This is a genomic window from Chryseobacterium sp. P1-3, from assembly GCF_000738495.1.
GTDB classification, from domain to species: domain Bacteria; phylum Bacteroidota; class Bacteroidia; order Flavobacteriales; family Weeksellaceae; genus Chryseobacterium; species Chryseobacterium gallinarum.
Window position 1 is genome coordinate 138523 of sequence record NZ_JPEQ01000014.1, and the last position, 19087, is coordinate 157609.

Consider the following 19087-nt stretch of genomic DNA (forward strand, 5'->3'; position numbering starts at 1 on the left):
TTATGGATATTGCTGAAAAAAAATGTTTCCGGAAGTCTCTTCATAAAAAGCAGATCTTCAAAAATACCAATACCCTATGCCTGTCTACAAACAACATAACATCCTGGAGTTAAAACACTTACTTTTAAACAACAATAAAAAGTATTACATATGAAAAAATGCAAAACTATTAAAGAGGGAGCCATCTGTGGAGGAATTGTTACAGCCAGAATCAAATGTTGCGAAAAGGACAGAAATGGCAATTGTATTTTATGGATCGGACCGGGGCAATATTGTCCATAGCCCGGCTTATATAACAGTAATAAAAGTCGGACATTTCCGGCTTATTCTTTTCATACTGGAATTATATTAAAATACAAATTATAAAGAAAGAAATATAAAACCAGCACAATCCTCTCCACAAAAACGCTTTCAAAAAAAAAGCACCTATCACTTAACAACCAGTAAATTACATTTAAAAAAAACAGTTAAAATATATCACATTTAAAGGAAAAAATATTATCTTTGATTTACTTTTAAACACCAAATGTCAAAAACCTGATTGACTTATCATGCTCAGGATGTAGAACAAACTAAAATGATTACCTATGAAAAACGCTAAATTATTAAGCAGAGATGCCCAGAAATCAATCAACGGCGGGGCCGCAGGACGCTATTGCTGTGAGTACAATTACAAAGGACAATGCATCCTTTGGATCGGGCCGGGACAATATTGCCCATAGTAAGAGACAACTCATACAGTTAGATAAAAAGCCGGAAAAATTTCCGGCTTTGTTTTTTATTTTTCTGCCAAATTTTCACATCCCCAATAAAAAATCTGCCATTTCATCCATTGGCAGCTGATGGCATACATTTAGAGAATTACAAGACAGAAATAATTAAAAAATAAATATATTATGTCAGTAAACTTTAAACCATTGGCAGACAGAGTTCTGGTAGAGCCAATCGCAGCAGAAACTAAAACAGCTTCAGGTATTATTATCCCGGATACTGCAAAGGAAAAGCCGCAAGAAGGTACTGTAGTGGCAGTAGGTCCTGGAAAAAAAGATGAGCCTACAACTGTTCAGGTAGGTGACAAAGTTCTTTATGGAAAATACTCAGGTTCTGAATTGAAGTTAGAAGGGAAAGATTATTTAATCGTAAGAGAAGCTGACTTATTGGGAATCATCGGGTAAAAGCTTCTGGCTATTGGCTTCTGGCAAATGGCTTTTTTTCTACATAGAAATTAATTGATGAGAGATTTTAAAAAATTCGAAGTTTGGCAATTAAGTCATCAACTGACTTTAAAAATTTATACTTCAACCAAAAATTTTCCGAAAGAAGAAATTTTTGGGCTTACCTCTCAAATCAGAAGATCATTTGCATCTATTGGATATAATATTTCAGAAGGAAGTGGTAGAAATTCAGATAAAGAATTTGCCAATTTCATTAATATTGCTCTGGGATCATCCAATGAAGCTGAGAACCAATTAATTCTTGCGAAAGACTTAGGATACATTCATGAAATTGATTACCAAAATCTTTTGGAAGAGTTGACCATACTAAAAAAGAAGCTTGTAACTCTATGGAACAAGCTCAATGGAAATTAAAAAAATAAAATTAAACTAACGACTTGTAAAAGCCAAAAGCTAACAGCAAGTCGCCTAAAGCTTAAAAAATTATGGCAAAAGAAATAAAATTCGATATTGAATCAAGAGACGCTCTAAAAAGAGGTGTAGATGCATTGGCTAATGCAGTAAAAGTAACTTTAGGTCCTAAGGGAAGAAATGTGGTAATCGAAAAATCTTTCGGTGCTCCGCACGTAACTAAGGATGGTGTTTCTGTAGCTAAAGAAATCGAACTTGAAGATAAGGTAGAAAACATGGGAGCTCAGATGGTAAAAGAAGTTGCTTCCAAAACCAACGATATCGCAGGAGACGGTACTACTACCGCTACTGTATTGGCACAGGCTATCGTAAGAGAAGGTCTTAAGAACGTAGCAGCAGGTGCTAACCCGATGGATCTTAAAAGAGGGATCGACAAAGCGGTAACTGCTGTTGTGGAAAACCTTAAATCCCAGTCTCAGGAGGTTGGGGATTCTTCAGAAAAAATCAAACAGGTTGCTTCTATCTCTGCTAACAACGACGATACAATCGGTTCTTTAATCGCTGAAGCGTTCGGAAAAGTAGGTAAAGAAGGAGTAATCACTGTAGAGGAAGCTAAAGGTACTGATACAACGGTAGACGTTGTAGAAGGTATGCAGTTCGACAGAGGATACCAGTCACCTTACTTCGTGACGAACCCTGAGAAAATGTTAGCTGAACTTGAAAACCCATATATCCTTTTAGTAGAGAAGAAAATCTCTTCAATGAAAGAGTTGTTACCGGTTCTTGAGCCAATTGCACAAGGTGGTAAATCTCTATTAATCATCTCTGAAGAAGTTGAAGGAGAAGCTTTAGCTACTTTAGTAGTAAACAAACTTAGAGGTTCTCTTAAAATTGCTGCTGTGAAAGCTCCTGGATTTGGAGACAGAAGAAAAGCAATGTTAGAAGATATCGCAATCCTAACAGGTGGACAGGTGATCTCTGAAGAGCAAGGTTTCACTATGGAAAACATCTCTTTGGATATGCTTGGAACTGCTGAGAAAGTAACGATCGACAAAGACAACACAACAATCGTAAACGGTGGTGGTGATGAAGCGAAAATCAAAGGAAGAGTAGCTCAGATCAAAGCTCAGATGGAAACTACAACTTCTGATTACGACAGAGAGAAACTTCAGGAAAGATTAGCTAAGTTAGCTGGTGGTGTTGCTGTACTTTATGTAGGTGCTGCTTCTGAAGTAGAAATGAAAGAGAAAAAAGACAGAGTTGATGATGCATTACACGCTACAAGAGCTGCCGTAGAAGAAGGTATCGTAGCAGGTGGTGGTGTTGCTTTAGTAAGAGCAATCTCTTCTTTAAACGAACTTTCAGGAGCTAACGCTGACGAAACTACAGGGATCAAAATCGTGAAAAGAGCCATCGAGGAGCCATTAAGACAAATCGTTGCCAACGCAGGTGGTGAAGGTTCTGTAATCGTTGCTAAAGTAGCAGAAGGAAACGGAGACTTCGGATACAACGCTAAAACAGACGAGTACGTTCACATGCTTGAAGCTGGTATCATTGACCCAACTAAAGTAACAAGAGTTGCCCTTGAAAACGCAGCTTCTGTATCTGGAATGCTTCTTACCACTGAATGTGTTATCACTGAAGTGAAAAAAGACGAACCAGCTATGCCAATGGGTGGTGGAATGCCAGGAATGATGTAACAGCGTAAGCTAAGACAAATTAATATACTAACCGTTCTACTTTTGTGGGACGGTTTTTTTTTTATAATATCTCCTCAGATTTATAATTTTTAATGTATACCCAAATGTTAATAATAAAACAAATATTGGTAATTTATATGAGTGTAATGAGTAAATTTGGACATTAGGAAACGTTGTAATAAGCATATGGGATTTCAATCAATTGTACACGGAAGAATAGTTATAGAAAATAATCTTGACAAAGTAAGAGAAATTATTCAAAATCTAGGAAATGATGAATGGATGCTTAGGACTGAAATGTTCGGGCTTGGTATCTCAGATCAAACTTACTACGAAGATCCTGTCATTTCATTTGGAGCAACATATAAACAAATCGAGTATTATTGGGCAGAATTTATTTTAGAATTTGAAAATATTTTACGCCAAATTGACTTTGATACAGCAAAAATTCAATTGGAAACCGAAATAATGGGAACTTATAATTTTTTTTGGAAGTCAAAAAAAGATAAAACAAGTTACGAAAAAGAGGCTAAAATGATTGAGACTGAAGAATGGTTTTTTGGATTTGGAAACCGAGATAGATGGGGGCTTTTGGAAACTGATTTACTTGAAGAAGAAATTTTTACAATAGATGATTTTAAATATCCAATTATAGACAATAGCTCTCAATAAGTATTCCTCCCCTTCCAAAAACAATTCTTGCTTAATGATGTAAAAGAAAACCATTCAGAAGATAAAAGGTTTATTTTCATAATAGATCAACAGTGAAATATTTGGAGATAAAATGATGAATTCATTATCACTGAAGCGAAAAAAGACGAACCAGCTATGCCAATGGGTGGCGGAATGCCGGGAATGATGTAACAACGTTTCATTGAGACAAATTAATATATAAACCGTTCTGCTTTTGTAGGGCGGTTTTCTTGTTTATAAAAAATTGACTTTTCATTAAATCACTACATGTTATTACCTTTAATTTTCTCATCACATTTTTCCATAACTTAATCAACTTGAAATAGTATCTTTAATATTAAAAATAATAATCAATGGATTTTTCTGTACAATATGAAGAAATAAATAGCTCTGTAGTCAAAATAATTGCTTACCAAAGCACCTTCTATTATCAAAAATTGATAATAAGTAATGGCTCAGGGGTATTAATTGACAATGGTAAAAAAGTTATAACTTGCAGTCATTGTGTAAATATACCAAACACTCAATTATTAATTAAAACAACAAATAATGCTGAACATTTAGGGAAAATAATTTTTAATGACCCTAATATAGATATTGCAATAATTGAATTACACACTCCATGTCCCAATGGTGTAGTAATTGGGAATCCCAATGATCTAAAAATTGGACAAGAAGTATTCTTGGTTGGCTTCCCATCACACACATCATCAATTTCAGCAATGGGGGCAAATATTTCTGGTATTGAAATTGGTAAAATATTTATTGATGCTTCAGTAAATCATGGAAATTCTGGAGGTCCACTTTTTAATAATAAAGGTGAACTAATAGGAATAGTAAACTCTAAAATGGGAAATTTATCTTCTTTCTTAAACCAAATCAAAGATTTAAAAATCCCCACTGTTATACAAATTGGAAATTTAGATCCAATTCAAATAATTCAACAACTAATTACTGAAATGAAAGCCAATTTAAATTTAGGAATGGGAACAGCAATCAAATTTGATATAATTAATAATTCCTCTGATATTATAAAAGAACTAATGTAAATCTTAGGTATTTTATTTAGTTCCCCACTATACACAGCCATCAAAAGTAATCTTTTTTAAATATATATCGCAGGGATTATACCCAACTAAAGTAACAAGAGTTGCCCTTGAAAACGCAGCTTCTGTATCTGGAATGCTTCTTACCACTGAATGTGTTATCACTGAAGTGAAAAAAGACGAACCAGCTATGCCAATGGGTGGTGGAATGCCAGGAATGATGTAACAGCGTAAGCTAAAACAAATTAATATACTAACCGCTCTGCTTTTGTGGGGCGGTTTTTTATTTTTATGATTTCCCGTAAGGAAATAGTATATTTATATTTTAATGATTGACAATAGATAGCTAAAATCAAAATAACATTTGCGCAACATCTATTGTCATTATTGACGCAATGCACAAATTAGAAAGCTAATAGCCATTTAATGATAACAATACTGCAAATAAATATTGACGAAGGAACTGCAACTTTAGCTGCTGCAATAATCGCTGCTATATTTTCCTTACTGACATTACTATCAACAAGACCGACAGAAATAAGAGCAGCAAATAGGAAAACACTTGAAGCTTATATTCCTGACTTATCAGACACTATTCACCAATTGATTGCAATTAGTAATATACTACTCAAAAACAAAACAGAGGAAAGCCGAGGAAACTGGAGGCAAAAGGCAGAAGATGCAAAGGGTAAATTGAAAGATATTAGACCCAAAATAAGATATTCTCTTTGGGGGCTTGAAGAGAATATTCTTTACTTAACACGACTTCCAGACTTTACTCTTTACACATTGGACGATATTGAAGTTGCAAAGAAAGTTGTTAAGAGAGGGACTAGATTGGGAGACAGTTTAGATAATTGTATTCGTAAGTGTTATTTAAACGGTAGAACACCAAGATTTTATGAACTCTGGACACTTAAGTTTTATAGATGGCATTTTTCAAAAACTAGAAATGATTACAAAGCAAAAAGAAAAACAGGCAGATAACACGAATTTTGCATCAGACTGGTTTACATACAAACTTGGAGCATTGTACTTCTAATGAACATTTATAATAAGTTGAAACTTTATGCTCTGAAACCCGCTCGAATCCAAAGCTAGGAAACATTATGTATAATTATAAAACCAATACCAATGATAATAGATCACGTAAGCGAATTTACTGATGCTTTAACACAATATATATCTAAAAGCAAAGCAAATATTTTTTTCAGAGGTCATTCAGATGCAGAAAATTTTGAACTAAAACCAACTCTATATAGAAAAGAAAATTTCTTTGAAAATGAACATCATTTATATAGAGAAGCAATTTTAAATTGTCCACAAGATTTTTCAAAATGTAAAAATACATTGGAGCAACTAGTTAAGATGCAACACTATGGAATTCCTACTAGAATTTTAGACATAACAAAAAAACGCATTGGTTGCATTATATTTTACATGTATTGATAATCAAAAAGCAGATGGAGAGGTAATAATATTAGAAATTCCTAATTCAGAAAACTGCTATTACGATAGTGATAGAATTACAATTTTAGCAAATTTATGCAAACTTAGAAGCGATTTTAAATATCAAGTTTCTCCAAATTTTGATTACAATAATGAAGCAGACGTTAAATTTATTAATAAAGAATATTTCGGATACTTGTTACATCATATTAAAGAAGATAAGCCTCATTTTTTTGACATAATAGATCCATCAGATTTAAGTAGTGTTTTTGCTGTTCAAGTTAAATTAGATAACCCCAGAATAATTAGACAAAGTGGGGCTTTTTTAATTTTTGGAGTAGACCGAGAAAAAAAGAATTGTCCCAATGTTCCATCAGAATGGATTTTGAAACCGAATAATGAAAAAGTAATTGTTCCAGCTTCTAAAAAACATTCCATACTTAAAGAACTAGAAATTTTAGGAATCAGTAAAGCAAATTTATTTCCCGAACTTGATGATTTGGCTGATTTTTTAAAAGATAAATACAAGAAATTATAACCACACATAACATTGTATTGGCAAAATAGTGATTAAAGTATAAAATCAGGATTAATAAAATGAATCTATTTAAATTTAAAAGTGCAAAAACAATAGAAGATCTTACACGTGATATTCAAACAATGATGAATGATGAAATTTGGTTTTCTGGAATTGAATATTTAAATGATCCTTTTGAAAAAGTTTATTCTACAAAAACGCTTGAAGAATATGAAGGTACTGAACAAATTGTTACTGATTTTTTTATTCCATTTCAAAAAAAATGTTGATGAATATTTTAATAAAGTTGGAATTCTATCATTATGTGAAGAGAATACAAATCTAGTAATGTGGAGTCATTATGCAGATAATCACAAGGGTTATTGTATTGAATACGATCTAAATTCAAATATAATTAATCAATTAAATTTTGAAAATGACGATGAAGTTTTTTTTATGGACGTAGAATATAAAGATATTCCAATAGATTTTCTTTCTCTTCCTTCAAATTTCCAATTCTATCTGAGGAGAAAAAGTAAATTATGGGAATATGAAAATGAGTTTCGCTATATTTCCTCAAAAAAAGGATTACATAAAATCCCTTCAGGTTCAATTAAAGCAATTTATTTAGGGGCTAACATTAATAAAATTGTAAAGGAGACCATAACCAAACTATGTATAGATAAAAAAATAAATCTTTATCAAAGTACACTTTCCAACAATTCATATACTTTGAAGTTTGAAAAAATATTATAACAATTTACTGTGCTGCACAAAGTCTCCTGACTGTCAGTTAACAAAATAAAACTAATATGTTAAAAACTAATCTCCGAAGTATGAAGACTTCGGAGATTAGTTTTTATTCTATTTTAAAATCAAACAATTCTTGAGGGTGAACTTCTAAACCTTTAGTTAGTTCCTGTATTGTTGAAATTCTTAAATCAACTTCTTCTTTTTCAATTTTGCTAATAGCTCTTTTATCTCAAGATAAAATACCCCCACTACCCCATTTCCTATCCCCAAACTTTTACTTATATTTGTTTCTATAACATACACAAATATGCAAAACAAAAAAATACATCAAGGGAGAAATATCAAGCGTTTTCGGGAGATGCTGGGCATTAAGCAGGAGGCTTTGGCTTTTGATCTTGGTGAAGACTGGAATCAGAAGAAAGTTTCTCTTTTAGAACAAAAAGAAAAAATAGAAGAGGATATTTTAGAAAGAATTTCTGACATCTTGAAAATTCCGGTGGAAGCGATTGAGAATTTTGATGAAGAAGAGGCAGTGAATGTAATTGCAAATACTTTTGGGGATCACAGTATTGGCTATCAGAAAAATGATAATCCTATTTTCAATCCTATTGAGCAGGTACTAAAATTACACGAAGAAAAAAATTGCGCTGTACGAAAGAATGCTGAAAGAAAAAGATGAGATGATGACCAGACTGGAACAGCTGATTCAAAAATAAAAAACTAATAACCAACCCTTCATGAAACTCTATACTTTCATAGCATTACTCCTCTTGCTATCCTTCAGCTGTGCAAAAAAAGAATACCATATCGGCCAGGAATGGAACTACAAAACCCGTCCTACGGAAAAAAGCTCAATTCTTAAAATCTTCAAGATTGAAGAATATCCTGAAACCGGAAAAGTAATTCATATTTCCATCAGTGGTTTGAAAATTAAAAACCCTGCCAGTCCTACAGGTTTTGCAGAATATTTCAGCCATATTCCCATATCAGAAGAAGCTTTGGACAAAAGTGTCACCACTCTGAAAAGTGAGACCGGCAAAAAGCCGGATTCCCTTGAAATGGACGGATATTCTTACTGGAAAAGAGAATTCGATAAAGGAGATGCCGGGATATTTACCACTCCCGTTTCTGAGATTATAAGCTCCATGGAAAAATCTATTGTTGCAGGGGATTATACCAAGTAAAAACATTGTATATTTTCATCTATGAAGAACTTTAAATTGCTATTATTTTGTCTTGTACTTTTATTTTCCTGTAGTAAGAAAAATAGTGATAACACAACTGAAAAACCTAAACCCGTTCTGATAAAAATAGGATACTATCCTACGTTTCATCTTCCTGCTGAAACCATCTTAAATTTCACTGACGAGTATTTGATTTTTTACAGTCCTGTTTCTTATAATCCACCTCTGCCTCCATCACAGGAAAATGGAGAAAAATGGAGTGAAGAAGAAGAAAAACAACATCTGGAATACCTCAATGAAAGGCCGGAACTGCAACCTTTTAAAATTAAGCTGTCAAAAAATGATATTGAAAGAATTCAAAGAATATCAGACTCCTTTACATCAGAAGATTTTAATGATAAAGATTTAAAACCCGCAATGGATGGGATGTCAACAAACATTATTATTGTATACTCCAATGGAAAATTAGTTCAAATCAACCCTATGAACGCTCCCAATGAAAAGCAAAGAGCATTATATGGAGAGATTTTAGATGTCCTCATTGAAAAGAATACCAATAAGAATGATGCTGTTATTTTACAGAAAATAAAAGGATATCACTGATTGTTAGCTCCATTCTCCCAATTTCCCTGCTGCGTAAAGTCTCCTGACTTTGAGCTAATAAATAATCCAAAGTCAGGAGTCTTCGGATAGCAAAATTACCCTTGTTTACCCAACTACCACCACAAATGATTCAATAAACAAAAGCCAGAAAATTAGCATATTAGTAAAATACAGAGGATGAATGAAGCGGTCTTGTTTTTAGAGAAAAAAAACTTTATCATCTGGTAAAAGCAGAGAATCCTCTCCAACTTTTTCCTATCTTTAAACCATGATATGCAATTAAAGTCCGGTATTAAAAATAAACCTGAATCACTGAAAGAATAAGATAAAACCAAACACTAAAGCCCATACCATTGAAAACAAAATTATTATTCCTGTCATTTTTAAGTTCACTGCTGGCTCATGCGCAAACTCTTAATTTTAAAAGTCTCGCCAACATGTCGGTAGGCAGAGGAGCTACAACCAGTGTAATTGTGGATGATAATATATATGTGAGCAATGGATATCAGGAAAGCGGAGGCATTGCCAACTATATTGAAAAATATAATATTACTGATAACAAATGGAGTGTTCTCAATTCTATTCTAAGTCCCAAAAGATTTGCTAATTCGGAGACTTATGATAATAAAATTTATATATTTAACGGTTGGGGAAACAGCCATCTTGAAATTGTAGACCTTGCAACCCAGAAAGTAACGAAGGGGGCTGTTAACCGTTCCTATACAGGAAATGCAGGTTCTGCCATCCATAATGGAAAAATATATGTGTTCGGCGGCAGCGGGCTCAATGGCGCAGCAACCACTAAATTTTCTAACAGATTCCAATATTATGATATTGCTTCAGATACATGGCATCCATTACCGGATATGCCCACAGCCAGGGAAACAAAGGGTAAAATTGTGAATGACAAGCTTTATGTGATTGGTGGTTTTAACGGCACCTCATCCCGGCTGATCAATGTTTACGACCTTAACACAAATCGGTGGACCGATCAGTTTACGATGCCCGCCGGGATATCCGGACATTCATTAGCCGTATCCGGTAATAAGATTTTTATTGCAGGAGGCTATAATAATCAGACGTTTCTGGCCTATTTTGATTACGGCAACCAATAAATTCCATCAACTATCATCCAATATGATTCCCAGAAGACATGCTGCAGCGGAAGTATACAACAATAAATTATACATCATCGGCGGAAGTACAACATCTGTAACCAAATCGTCTATTAAAAGCTTACAAGCAGCTGATATTTCTGAGGATGCACTCTCTTCAAATGCAGCCGGTGAAGACCGTGAAACTAAAACAAGAGTCTATACCAATGCATCCAGAGACGGTTTCATCATCAGCAATAAAAATAACAGCAATCAATTTGAATTTACCGTTTACTCTTTAGATGGAGAGGTAGTCAGCAGGGGCTTTGCCTATTATAACAGAAATATAGATTTATCAAGAGTAAAACCGGGAACTTATATTTTCAGTTTTAAAGATGAGAAAGGGGTTTTGCAACAGATTAAAATTGTAAGATAACAAGCTTCAATTTAATTGACCATACCTTGTTAAAGAAAAGCCTCTTGGCCAGCTATTTTTCAAACGCAGCGGAAACCTGTACAGAGCCTATACAGACAACGGAATCATCAAAATTGAGTACGACAAATATGACGAAGAAGATTATGAAGTATTTGAAGGGAATATCTATGACTTTTTAATCAAAGAAATTGACAAATTAGAAGAAGATTACAAAGAATATATCAACGAAGGAAAGTCCTGATCTGAATATGAAAAAAACATTTGAATTTCTCACCCATCTGAAAGAAAATAACAACCGGGAATGGTTCGCCAGGCACAAATCCGAATATGATGCCATTGTAAAGGAAAATAAAGTTTTATTTACTCAGATCTATCATGAACTTCAGGAGCATGATCAGCTTAAAGGAATCCATATTTTCAGGATTTACAATGACGTCCGTTTTTCCAAAAACAAAACACCCTATAAAACCAATTTTGGTGTGGGATATTCCCGATCAAAACCTATGTTGAGAGGCGGATATTATATTCAGCTGGAACCGGGAAAAAGTTTTGTAGGAGGTGGATTTTGGGGACCGGAGGCCAAAGATTTGCTCCGTATCCGCAAAGAATTTGAAATCAGCAGTACAGAAATTGAAAAAATTACTTCCGACAAAACTTTCATCAAATATTTTGGAGAACTTAAAGGTGATGCTGTAAAAACAGCACCGCGGGGTTTTGATAAAAACCATCCGGCTATAGACCTGATCAGAAAAAAACAATTCCTGGTGATGCGGAAATTTACCGATAAGGAGGTTTTATCAGATACCTTTCAGAAAGAAGCAGTTCTTACCTTGTTGGCAATGCGACCCTTTTTCGATTACATGAGCGAAGTGCTTACGACGGATTTGAATGGTGAACCTTTGTTCTAAAAATTTATGTATAAACTGAATATCTGTTTTTATTCTATTCCCCTTATTTGTAATTTAGGCCCTCGGAAAAGAAACCTAATCACTTACTATTAAAATGAAAAAAATAATTTTAGACCTTGCCACTACCTTAGACGGTTTTATTGAAGGCCCCAATGGAGAGACCGATTGGTGTATCATGGATGATGATATGGATTTTGATGGATTTCTTGCAGGAATAGACACCATTTTTTACGGAAGAGTGAGCTATGACGCATGGGGAAATTATCAGCCGGAAGAAAATGCAGGTCCTGAGGAGCAAAAACTTTGGGAAGCAGTTCATTCAAAAAATAAATTTGTTTTTTCCAGCCAGAACAGAGAAGATGAAAATGCGGTTTTTATCAATTCTGATCTTGTGGAAAAAGTTTCAGAGATAAAAAAACAGGGCGGGAAAGATATCTGGTTGTATGGAGGAGCAAGTCTTATCAAGACATTCATTCAGGAGAATCTTATTGATACCTACAGGATATCTGTTCACCCGGTTGCTTTGGGAAAAGGGAAGCCGCTTTTTGAAGATGTAATGGAACGGCTCAATTTAAAGTTGGTTAAAACCAATGTTTTCAAATCAGGCGTCGTACAGCTTATTTATGAAAGTTTAAACTAATTGATAAGATTATGAATGCCAGGCTTGCCACCATTATTCTGTTTGTACAAGACCTTCAGCTGCTGAGAAATTTCTATGTGGAAAACTTTAACCTGAAAATAATAGAAGAAGATCCGGTCTGGATTTTACTTGATGCAGGAAGCGCTCATATGGGATTACATAAAATCGGAGATCAGTATATTGAGAAAACAGAAGCGGATCAAACCTTTAGCAACAATATCAAAATCGTTTTTGACATTGATACCGATATTGAGTCTGCCAGGGATGAACTGATCTCAAAAAAAAGTTGCGATGAGGGAAATCAAAACTTTTGAAAACTACCCTTTCCGGCTTTGTGACGGAACAGATCCGGAAGGGAATGTATTTCAACTGAAAAGCAAAAAATAGACTATCAGAAGAAAATTAATGAAATAAAAAGCAATATTCTAACAAGCCTACCAAGAAGAGTTGATAATTTTTATTCATGATATCCGATCCGGAAAAAATAGATGTAGACTACTAAAGCAATATTACTACTTCTGATGGAAAAATTACAAATGCTCCGTAAAAGCAAATCACTTAAATATGGCTGGATTTACAAATAAGCTGAAGTTTATTTACAAACCTTTCGTCATTATAGCAACAGGGTTTATTATAACGTATACATTTTTACATTGGCTATTATTTATAAAAGCAGGAATTCCGCTCAAAGAGGAAATACTCAACTTCTGGCTTCCCTTTGGCTTACCCTGGATACCGGTTTTTATCTGGCTGAGACCCCGAATAAAATTATTACAATTCAAAAATGATAACGGTTCTTTCTTTTATCAGCTTATAGCCTGTATTGCTATCGCTATCCCAACCATAATTGCGCAGGAGTATTTAATTACAGCCACAGGTAAATTAACCCAACTTGATAATATTTCGCAAATTTTACAACACGATAAAACAAAGTATTATTCAATAAAAAAATTATTATATAGACAAAGAACATATCGCTGTACAAAACACGGCTACGGTAACAGGAAAAAATAATCAGAATTTTAATATGCTTATTTACGTTGCTATTCCAATTTTGGAAAACGATACCCAGGTGGGAAGCCATAATAATAAGTTCTGGCTGGGGAAAAAGTATCATGAACAGATTAGCAACAGCCTTTCTGATCAGGAAAAGGAAGCGAAATACAAAATATTTACGGAAAAATCACAAAAAGAATTTGAAAATACTGATTTCAGGAAATTCACTTACTTGGAAGTTATCGGAAATACAGAGGATCATGATGAATTTAATAATGCTTTAAAGCAACTAAAACAAAGTTCAACAGAAGAGAATCTGGTTTTTATGGCGAAAACAGAGCCTTTCGAAGCAAGAAATGGAAAAAAACTTCCGTGGATTTTGGGAACCTTTGGAATGGGCCTTCTTGTCTATTTCATCCTTTTATTATTTCCAAAATTTCAGGAAAACAAGTTGAAAAAATTCAAGAAAGGAGAAACGACAAAAAATACTGATGTAAAAGAAATACTGGATTTATTCATCCCGAAAGAAGGCTTTTATATAACCCCTATTATTATCAATTTAAATCTGTTAATTTATATTATAATGGTTTTCTCTGGATTAGGGTTGCTATCATTTAAAGGACAAAACCTGTTGAACTGGGGAGCTAATTTTAAACCATTAACAACAAATGGACAATGGTGGCGTCTATTGACCAGCACATTTCTTCATGGCGGGTTTATGCACATTGTAGCCAATATGTATGGTCTTTTATTTGTTGGAATTTTTCTTGAACCCCTTTTAGGAAAGGTTAAATATGCACTCATCTATTTAACTACAGGAATTTTAGCAAGTTTTGCAAGTATTTTATGGTATGATGCTACGATAAGTGTGGGAGCGTCCGGAGCCATATTCGGATTATATGGGTTTTTCTTAGCCTGTCTGGTTTTAAAAGTATTTCCGCCTGATTTTGGAAAAGCGTTTTTGATAAGTACTCTGGTATTTGTTGGAGTCAATCTGTTGATGGGTCTTGCGGGTGGCATTGATAATGCAGCCCATATCGGCGGACTGATTAGCGGGTTTATCATTGGGGTTATCATGTCAGGGCAAATAAAAAAACAAATCAAATTGAGCACTGAATATGAAAACGAAGAATAATTTTATACAAATAAAAATTAAATAAACGCTAACCCTTATCAAACCATTTTTCATATTTTTTTGTAATTTAAGTTTAAAAAAATAATTAAATTCACTCAAAAATAAAACCTATGAAGTTGTATATTTTCGTCTTTATTTTTTTTTATTTTCAATATTGCGAACGGACAGTCAGATACTATGGGCCAATTTGCCATATGGAAGCCCAAGGACGGACAACTAAAAAAGTTTGAAGACGGCTATAAACAGCATCTGGGCTGGCATAAAAACAATAAAGACCCCTGGAGTTGGTATGGCTGGTTTATTATCTCAGGACAAAGGTACGGACAGTTTGTTGATGCTACTTTTAATCTGCAATGGGCCGATTTCGATAAAGCAGTAAAGCCTTCCGAAGATATGGCAGATAACAGGATCAATGTTTTTCCTTACGCAGATGTACAGACAATTTTTAAAGTAACTCGTCTCAGTGAGTTCAGTACCGGGAAATCCTTTTCCGATAAATTTAAATTATCCCGCCTTTTAACTCTTCAGGTTGATGATATAGATAAAACATATGATTTATTAAAAAAAACTTCAGGCTTTTTACGAATCAAAAAAAATAAAATCAGCACATACGTTTAAAATTGCGGATGGAGGGAATCTGAATGAGCTCATCATTATTTTAGGATTTGCCAATTGGGAAGATTATGCCATTTCAGAAGATATTCTACATGAAATCCGGAATATTGATAGTAAGCTGAATAATAGAATTATTAAATCTATACAGTCTGAAACTATGGTGCTGAGAGAAGATCTAAGCTATTTTCCTTAATAATATCGGGGCAATTCTAAAGATGGGGACGTTCTCTCCATTTTAACCGGAGCGAGAAATTAAATGGGGACTTTGACCTCATACCCCACCGGAATGGAAACATACAAATCATACCATTGTGGTCTCTGACCATTTGGAAGGAAATTAACGTCGGAGAAATCTTTGAACTGATCTGAAACAGTATTTTACATCCAATTATTACTATATTTGGGGGCATTAGAAATAATTTCAGCCCTTAATCGTACAAACATGGCCGCATTTTTAAAATTCACCTTACTTTTCTTGTTTATTTTCAATACAAACATCAAAGCTCAGGATAACAAAGACTATCCTGTATTGACCAGTGATCACGTAAAACTATTTACAAAAAAGTCAGGCAAAGGCCCGGTATGTATTTTCATTCATGGCGGACCGGGTGCATGGAGCGAATCCTTTGAAAGCCTCGGTGGCAATAAACTGGAATCCCAACTTGCCATGATCTATTATGATCAGCGGGGAAGCGGGCGATCCGGAAATGCTCCGGAAGAAAATTACTCATTGGACAGGATGGTTGAGGATATTGAAGAAATCAGAAAACAGTCCGGAACAGAAAAGGTTTATCTGCTGGCCCATTCATTCGGTGGAATATTAGCCACCAATTATGCACAGAAATATCCTGAACGCGTTAAAGGAATTATCCTGGCCAACTGCACTTTGAACCTGAAATATTCACTTCAACAGCAAATCCGTTATATGAATCAGCTGATGAACACTGATTTCACCCTTTCAGATGCTTCCTTATTACCGGACTTTATCAAAACCAGAAATGAATTAGGTAAACAAGGACTGGATTATAAAATGCTCTCCGGAAATAAAAGTAATGTAGAATTATTAAATAAAATCGACAGTAAAAACCCAAGTACTTTTGATTTTGCCCAAAAAGCTTTCTCCATACAGGAATATTGGAAGGATTATACTCCCTTTACCCAATCTATAAAGACACCTGTACTTGTCATCACAGGAACAAAAGATCATTCTATCGGTGAAGATCATTACGCTTCTTTCTTATTTCCCAACCAGCAGATTATAAAAATAGATGGCGGGCACATACTCTATTATGAAAAAAATAAAGAATTTGTGAAGGCTGTTTCTGACTTTGTTCATAAAACAGAAAACCAGTCCGGCAAAATTATTTCAAATAGAAAATGAAACAATTATTAAATTTTATCCTGATTATTGACCACTTCACAAATTTGAAAAGTTGCTTGTTTTCTTAGCAATATCAATGTAATATTGTAAAAAACTATTTCCATGTATATTCAAGTTTCGGAGGATTTTAAAAAGAAAAGTAAATCTGCTATTCTGGCCATTGGCATTTTTGTCATGGTGTATATTCTTTTATTCCTGTTTACCGTCTTATTAACGGCGGCCTGCATAGGTGGAGGAATTTTGCTGATCATTGCCAAACCCATGTTTTTAACTTTAATGCTGGGTATAGGCGCTGCAGGAACAGGTGTTTTCATATTCTTTTTTATCATTAAATTCTTATTCAAAAAACACATTAATGACAGAAGCCATCTTACGGAAATAACCAGAGCCCAGGAACCTGCACTTTTTAAAATGATTGACGAAATTGTAGAAGAAGCAGGAACTGATTTTCCGAAAAAAGTATATCTATCCTATGATGTTAATGCCAGTGTTTTTTATGATTCAAGTTTCTGGAGTATGTTTCTGCCCATCAAAAAGAATCTGACAATTGGGGCGGGATTGATCAATACGACAACAAAACAGGAATTGAAAGCCATCCTATCCCATGAATTCGGGCATTTTTCTCAACGGTCTATGAAAGTGGGAAGCTATGTCTACAATGTAAACCAGATTATTTTTAACCTGGTCAACGATGATCAGTCCTATCGTAATTCTGTGGAAAGCTGGGCGAACATAAGCGGTTACTTTTCTATTTTTGCTGCAATTTCTATGTTTATTACTCAGAAAATCCAGTGGGTGCTTACCAAAATGTATTCTTTTGTAAACATCCGCCATTTGGCACTCTCCAGGGAAATGGAGTTTCATGCCGATGAAGTGGCCGCCCATATTGCTGGCTCACTCTCATTGGAAGAATCTCTTTTAAGAATAGAATTAGCCAGCAATTCATATAACAATGTGCTTACTTTTTATGAATCCAGAATTTCAAAAAACCAAGCAAGCAAAAATATTTATGCCGAACAATCTTTTGTGATGAATTTTTTTGCCCAATTGAATGAAGTTGAAATAAAACACAACTTTCCTAATATAAAGCTGTCTGAATCAGGTCTTTTTAACAAATCTAAACTGGTTATAGAGAATCAATGGGCCTCGCATCCTTCCCATGAGGAACGTATCACAAGACTCAGGGCCCTCAATATTATAAAAGAGGCAAACCACGAGCCTGCCAGAAATTTATTCAGAGATTTCGAACAGACAGAAGAAAAGCTTACTGCAAAATTATTTTCAAGGGTAAAATACCAAAAGGAAAAAATTAACCTGGAATTGAATACTTTTAAAGCAGAATTCGAAGAACAGTATACGAACGATTCATTTGACAGGGTTTTCAACAGCTATTACAATAACAAAAACCCTGATTTTACAGTTGATAAAAATCAGATACCCAAAAAACTTTCTTTTGATGATCTTTTCAGCAAAGAAAAGGTAGAGCTGGTCTATACCCTTATTGCCCTGGAAAACGATAAAAACACCATCGAGGCTATTGTTAATAAAGAATTGGCTTTGAAAACATTTGATTATGACGGCCAAAAATATAGTGCCAGCGAAGCCCATAAGCTGCTTCCTATGTTAAATAACGCTATAACAGATGTAAAGTCCCAGATTCAGCAGAACGATTCTGATATCTACAATTACTTTTCAACAGGAGAACACGGCAGAAAGAATGAATTTATACAAGCTTACCAACGTCTTGCAGAATTTGACCACCAATATGAAGAAAAGCTGAGTGTTTATACTGATATGAGTAATGCAACCGTATTCATGAGTACCCAAACACCATTTGATCAGATTAAACATAAATTCAGTCTTATGATACCTTTTGAGGAAAAGTTAAAAAACGAAATACGGGCTTATCTGGAGGATGGCACAGCATCAGTGGATTTGAATGAGCAGGATATAAAAGACATGGATTATTATATTCAAAATGATTTGATATACTTTAATAATAACCAATACCTCGAATCAAACATACAGCTTCTGATCAATGCAATGAATATTTATCCATACCTTCTCAGCAGAAAATATTTCAGGATGAAAAAGAACCTGTTAGACATCATGAAGGAATGGAAAATATCTCCGGAAATGGAAAAAGTAAATTAAAATTTAAAGATCTGCTTTTCAGAAATAATTTTTTCAAAATATCTTAAGGCTTGATCATCTGTATGTAAAATTTCAGATGCCGAATTCCGGAACCTTTCTATCTTTACCTGGCTGTTACTGAATAAATATGTAAATTAGCCCTTAACTAATATCTATAAAACTACCATGAAAAAGCTGTTTTGCTTCCTAATATTTAT

General features: G+C 34.2%; 23 protein-coding genes and 1 pseudogene. All 24 read left to right on the plus strand.

Going from position 1 to position 19087, the window contains the following annotated elements; translation table 11 throughout:
• Nucleotides 1–150: 150 nt before the first annotated feature.
• The 24 genes and pseudogenes from HX13_RS25705 (at nt 151) to HX13_RS18075 (ending at nt 18890) form a co-directional block, all read left to right on the plus strand.
• Nucleotides 151–282, plus strand: a complete 132-nt coding sequence (locus HX13_RS25705; protein WP_262483570.1) for a hypothetical protein — start codon at nt 151–153, stop codon at nt 280–282.
• A 305-nt stretch (nt 283–587) separates the two neighbouring features.
• Nucleotides 588–722 carry a hypothetical protein gene (locus tag HX13_RS25710; RefSeq protein WP_262483571.1) on the plus strand — a complete coding sequence of 45 codons (135 nt, stop codon included), beginning with the start codon at nt 588–590 and terminating at the stop codon, nt 720–722.
• Between the two features lie 174 nt (nt 723–896).
• Nucleotides 897–1175: a co-chaperone GroES gene (gene groES / locus HX13_RS17965; protein WP_002976538.1), complete on the plus strand. Its 279-nt coding sequence runs from the start codon at nt 897–899 to the stop codon at nt 1173–1175.
• A gap of 57 nt (nt 1176–1232) precedes the next feature.
• Nucleotides 1233–1589, plus strand: a complete 357-nt coding sequence (locus tag HX13_RS17970) for a four helix bundle protein (protein WP_050022204.1) — start codon at nt 1233–1235, stop codon at nt 1587–1589.
• Between the two features lie 71 nt (nt 1590–1660).
• Entirely contained in the window at nt 1661–3286 is a 1626-nt protein-coding gene (groL, locus tag HX13_RS17975; RefSeq protein ID WP_050022205.1) for a chaperonin GroEL, read from the plus strand.
• Nucleotides 3287–3472: 186 nt separating this feature from the next.
• Nucleotides 3473–3958, plus strand: coding sequence for a hypothetical protein (locus HX13_RS17980; RefSeq protein WP_050022206.1), 486 nt, complete (start codon nt 3473–3475; stop codon nt 3956–3958).
• Nucleotides 3959–4332: 374 nt separating this feature from the next.
• Nucleotides 4333–5028, plus strand: a complete 696-nt coding sequence (locus HX13_RS17985; protein WP_050022207.1) for a serine protease — start codon at nt 4333–4335, stop codon at nt 5026–5028.
• 423 nt (nt 5029–5451) lie between these two features.
• On the plus strand, nt 5452–6012 hold the full coding sequence (locus tag HX13_RS17990; protein ID WP_050022208.1) for a hypothetical protein: 561 nt from the start codon (nt 5452–5454) through the stop codon (nt 6010–6012).
• Between the two features lie 147 nt (nt 6013–6159).
• Nucleotides 6160–6474 carry an FRG domain-containing protein gene (locus tag HX13_RS17995; RefSeq protein ID WP_050022209.1) on the plus strand — a complete coding sequence of 105 codons (315 nt, stop codon included), beginning with the start codon at nt 6160–6162 and terminating at the stop codon, nt 6472–6474.
• Entirely contained in the window at nt 6446–7012 is a 567-nt protein-coding gene (locus HX13_RS18000) for a hypothetical protein (protein WP_050022210.1), read from the plus strand. The genes HX13_RS17995 and HX13_RS18000 overlap by 29 nt, the downstream gene beginning before the upstream one ends.
• A gap of 59 nt (nt 7013–7071) precedes the next feature.
• Nucleotides 7072–7281 carry a hypothetical protein gene (locus HX13_RS22635; RefSeq protein ID WP_050022211.1) on the plus strand — a complete coding sequence of 70 codons (210 nt, stop codon included), beginning with the start codon at nt 7072–7074 and terminating at the stop codon, nt 7279–7281.
• On the plus strand, nt 7223–7747 hold the full coding sequence (locus HX13_RS18010; RefSeq protein ID WP_050022212.1) for a DUF2971 domain-containing protein: 525 nt from the start codon (nt 7223–7225) through the stop codon (nt 7745–7747). Before HX13_RS22635 ends, HX13_RS18010 begins: the two co-directional genes overlap by 59 nt.
• Before the next feature lie 304 nt (nt 7748–8051).
• Nucleotides 8052–8460, plus strand: a pseudogene (locus HX13_RS18015) (XRE family transcriptional regulator).
• 21 nt (nt 8461–8481) lie between these two features.
• Nucleotides 8482–8928, plus strand: coding sequence for a hypothetical protein (locus tag HX13_RS18020; RefSeq protein WP_050022213.1), 447 nt, complete (start codon nt 8482–8484; stop codon nt 8926–8928).
• A gap of 21 nt (nt 8929–8949) precedes the next feature.
• Nucleotides 8950–9531: a hypothetical protein gene (locus HX13_RS18025; RefSeq protein ID WP_050022214.1), complete on the plus strand. Its 582-nt coding sequence runs from the start codon at nt 8950–8952 to the stop codon at nt 9529–9531.
• A 353-nt stretch (nt 9532–9884) separates the two neighbouring features.
• Entirely contained in the window at nt 9885–10646 is a 762-nt protein-coding gene (locus HX13_RS18030; RefSeq protein ID WP_128572493.1) for a Kelch repeat-containing protein, read from the plus strand.
• 22 nt (nt 10647–10668) lie between these two features.
• On the plus strand, nt 10669–11061 hold the full coding sequence (locus HX13_RS18035) for a T9SS type A sorting domain-containing protein (RefSeq protein ID WP_050022216.1): 393 nt from the start codon (nt 10669–10671) through the stop codon (nt 11059–11061).
• 248 nt (nt 11062–11309) lie between these two features.
• Nucleotides 11310–11969, plus strand: coding sequence for a DUF2461 domain-containing protein (locus tag HX13_RS18040; protein ID WP_050022217.1), 660 nt, complete (start codon nt 11310–11312; stop codon nt 11967–11969).
• Nucleotides 11970–12063: 94 nt separating this feature from the next.
• Nucleotides 12064–12609, plus strand: coding sequence for a dihydrofolate reductase family protein (locus HX13_RS18045; protein WP_050022218.1), 546 nt, complete (start codon nt 12064–12066; stop codon nt 12607–12609).
• Nucleotides 12610–12620: 11 nt separating this feature from the next.
• Nucleotides 12621–12923 carry a glyoxalase/bleomycin resistance/dioxygenase family protein gene (locus HX13_RS18050; protein ID WP_050022219.1) on the plus strand — a complete coding sequence of 101 codons (303 nt, stop codon included), beginning with the start codon at nt 12621–12623 and terminating at the stop codon, nt 12921–12923.
• Nucleotides 12924–13636: 713 nt separating this feature from the next.
• Nucleotides 13637–14740: a rhomboid family intramembrane serine protease gene (locus HX13_RS18060; protein WP_050022221.1), complete on the plus strand. Its 1104-nt coding sequence runs from the start codon at nt 13637–13639 to the stop codon at nt 14738–14740.
• Nucleotides 14741–14917: 177 nt separating this feature from the next.
• A complete protein-coding gene (locus tag HX13_RS18065; protein ID WP_050022222.1) occupies nt 14918–15358 on the plus strand; it encodes a hypothetical protein in 441 nt (146 codons plus the stop codon).
• A 439-nt stretch (nt 15359–15797) separates the two neighbouring features.
• A complete protein-coding gene (locus tag HX13_RS18070; protein WP_050022368.1) occupies nt 15798–16736 on the plus strand; it encodes an alpha/beta hydrolase in 939 nt (312 codons plus the stop codon).
• A 102-nt stretch (nt 16737–16838) separates the two neighbouring features.
• Complete coding sequence (locus HX13_RS18075) at nt 16839–18890, plus strand: M48 family metalloprotease (protein ID WP_050022223.1); 2052 nt, start codon at nt 16839–16841, stop codon at nt 18888–18890.
• Nucleotides 18891–19087: the final 197 nt, after the last annotated feature.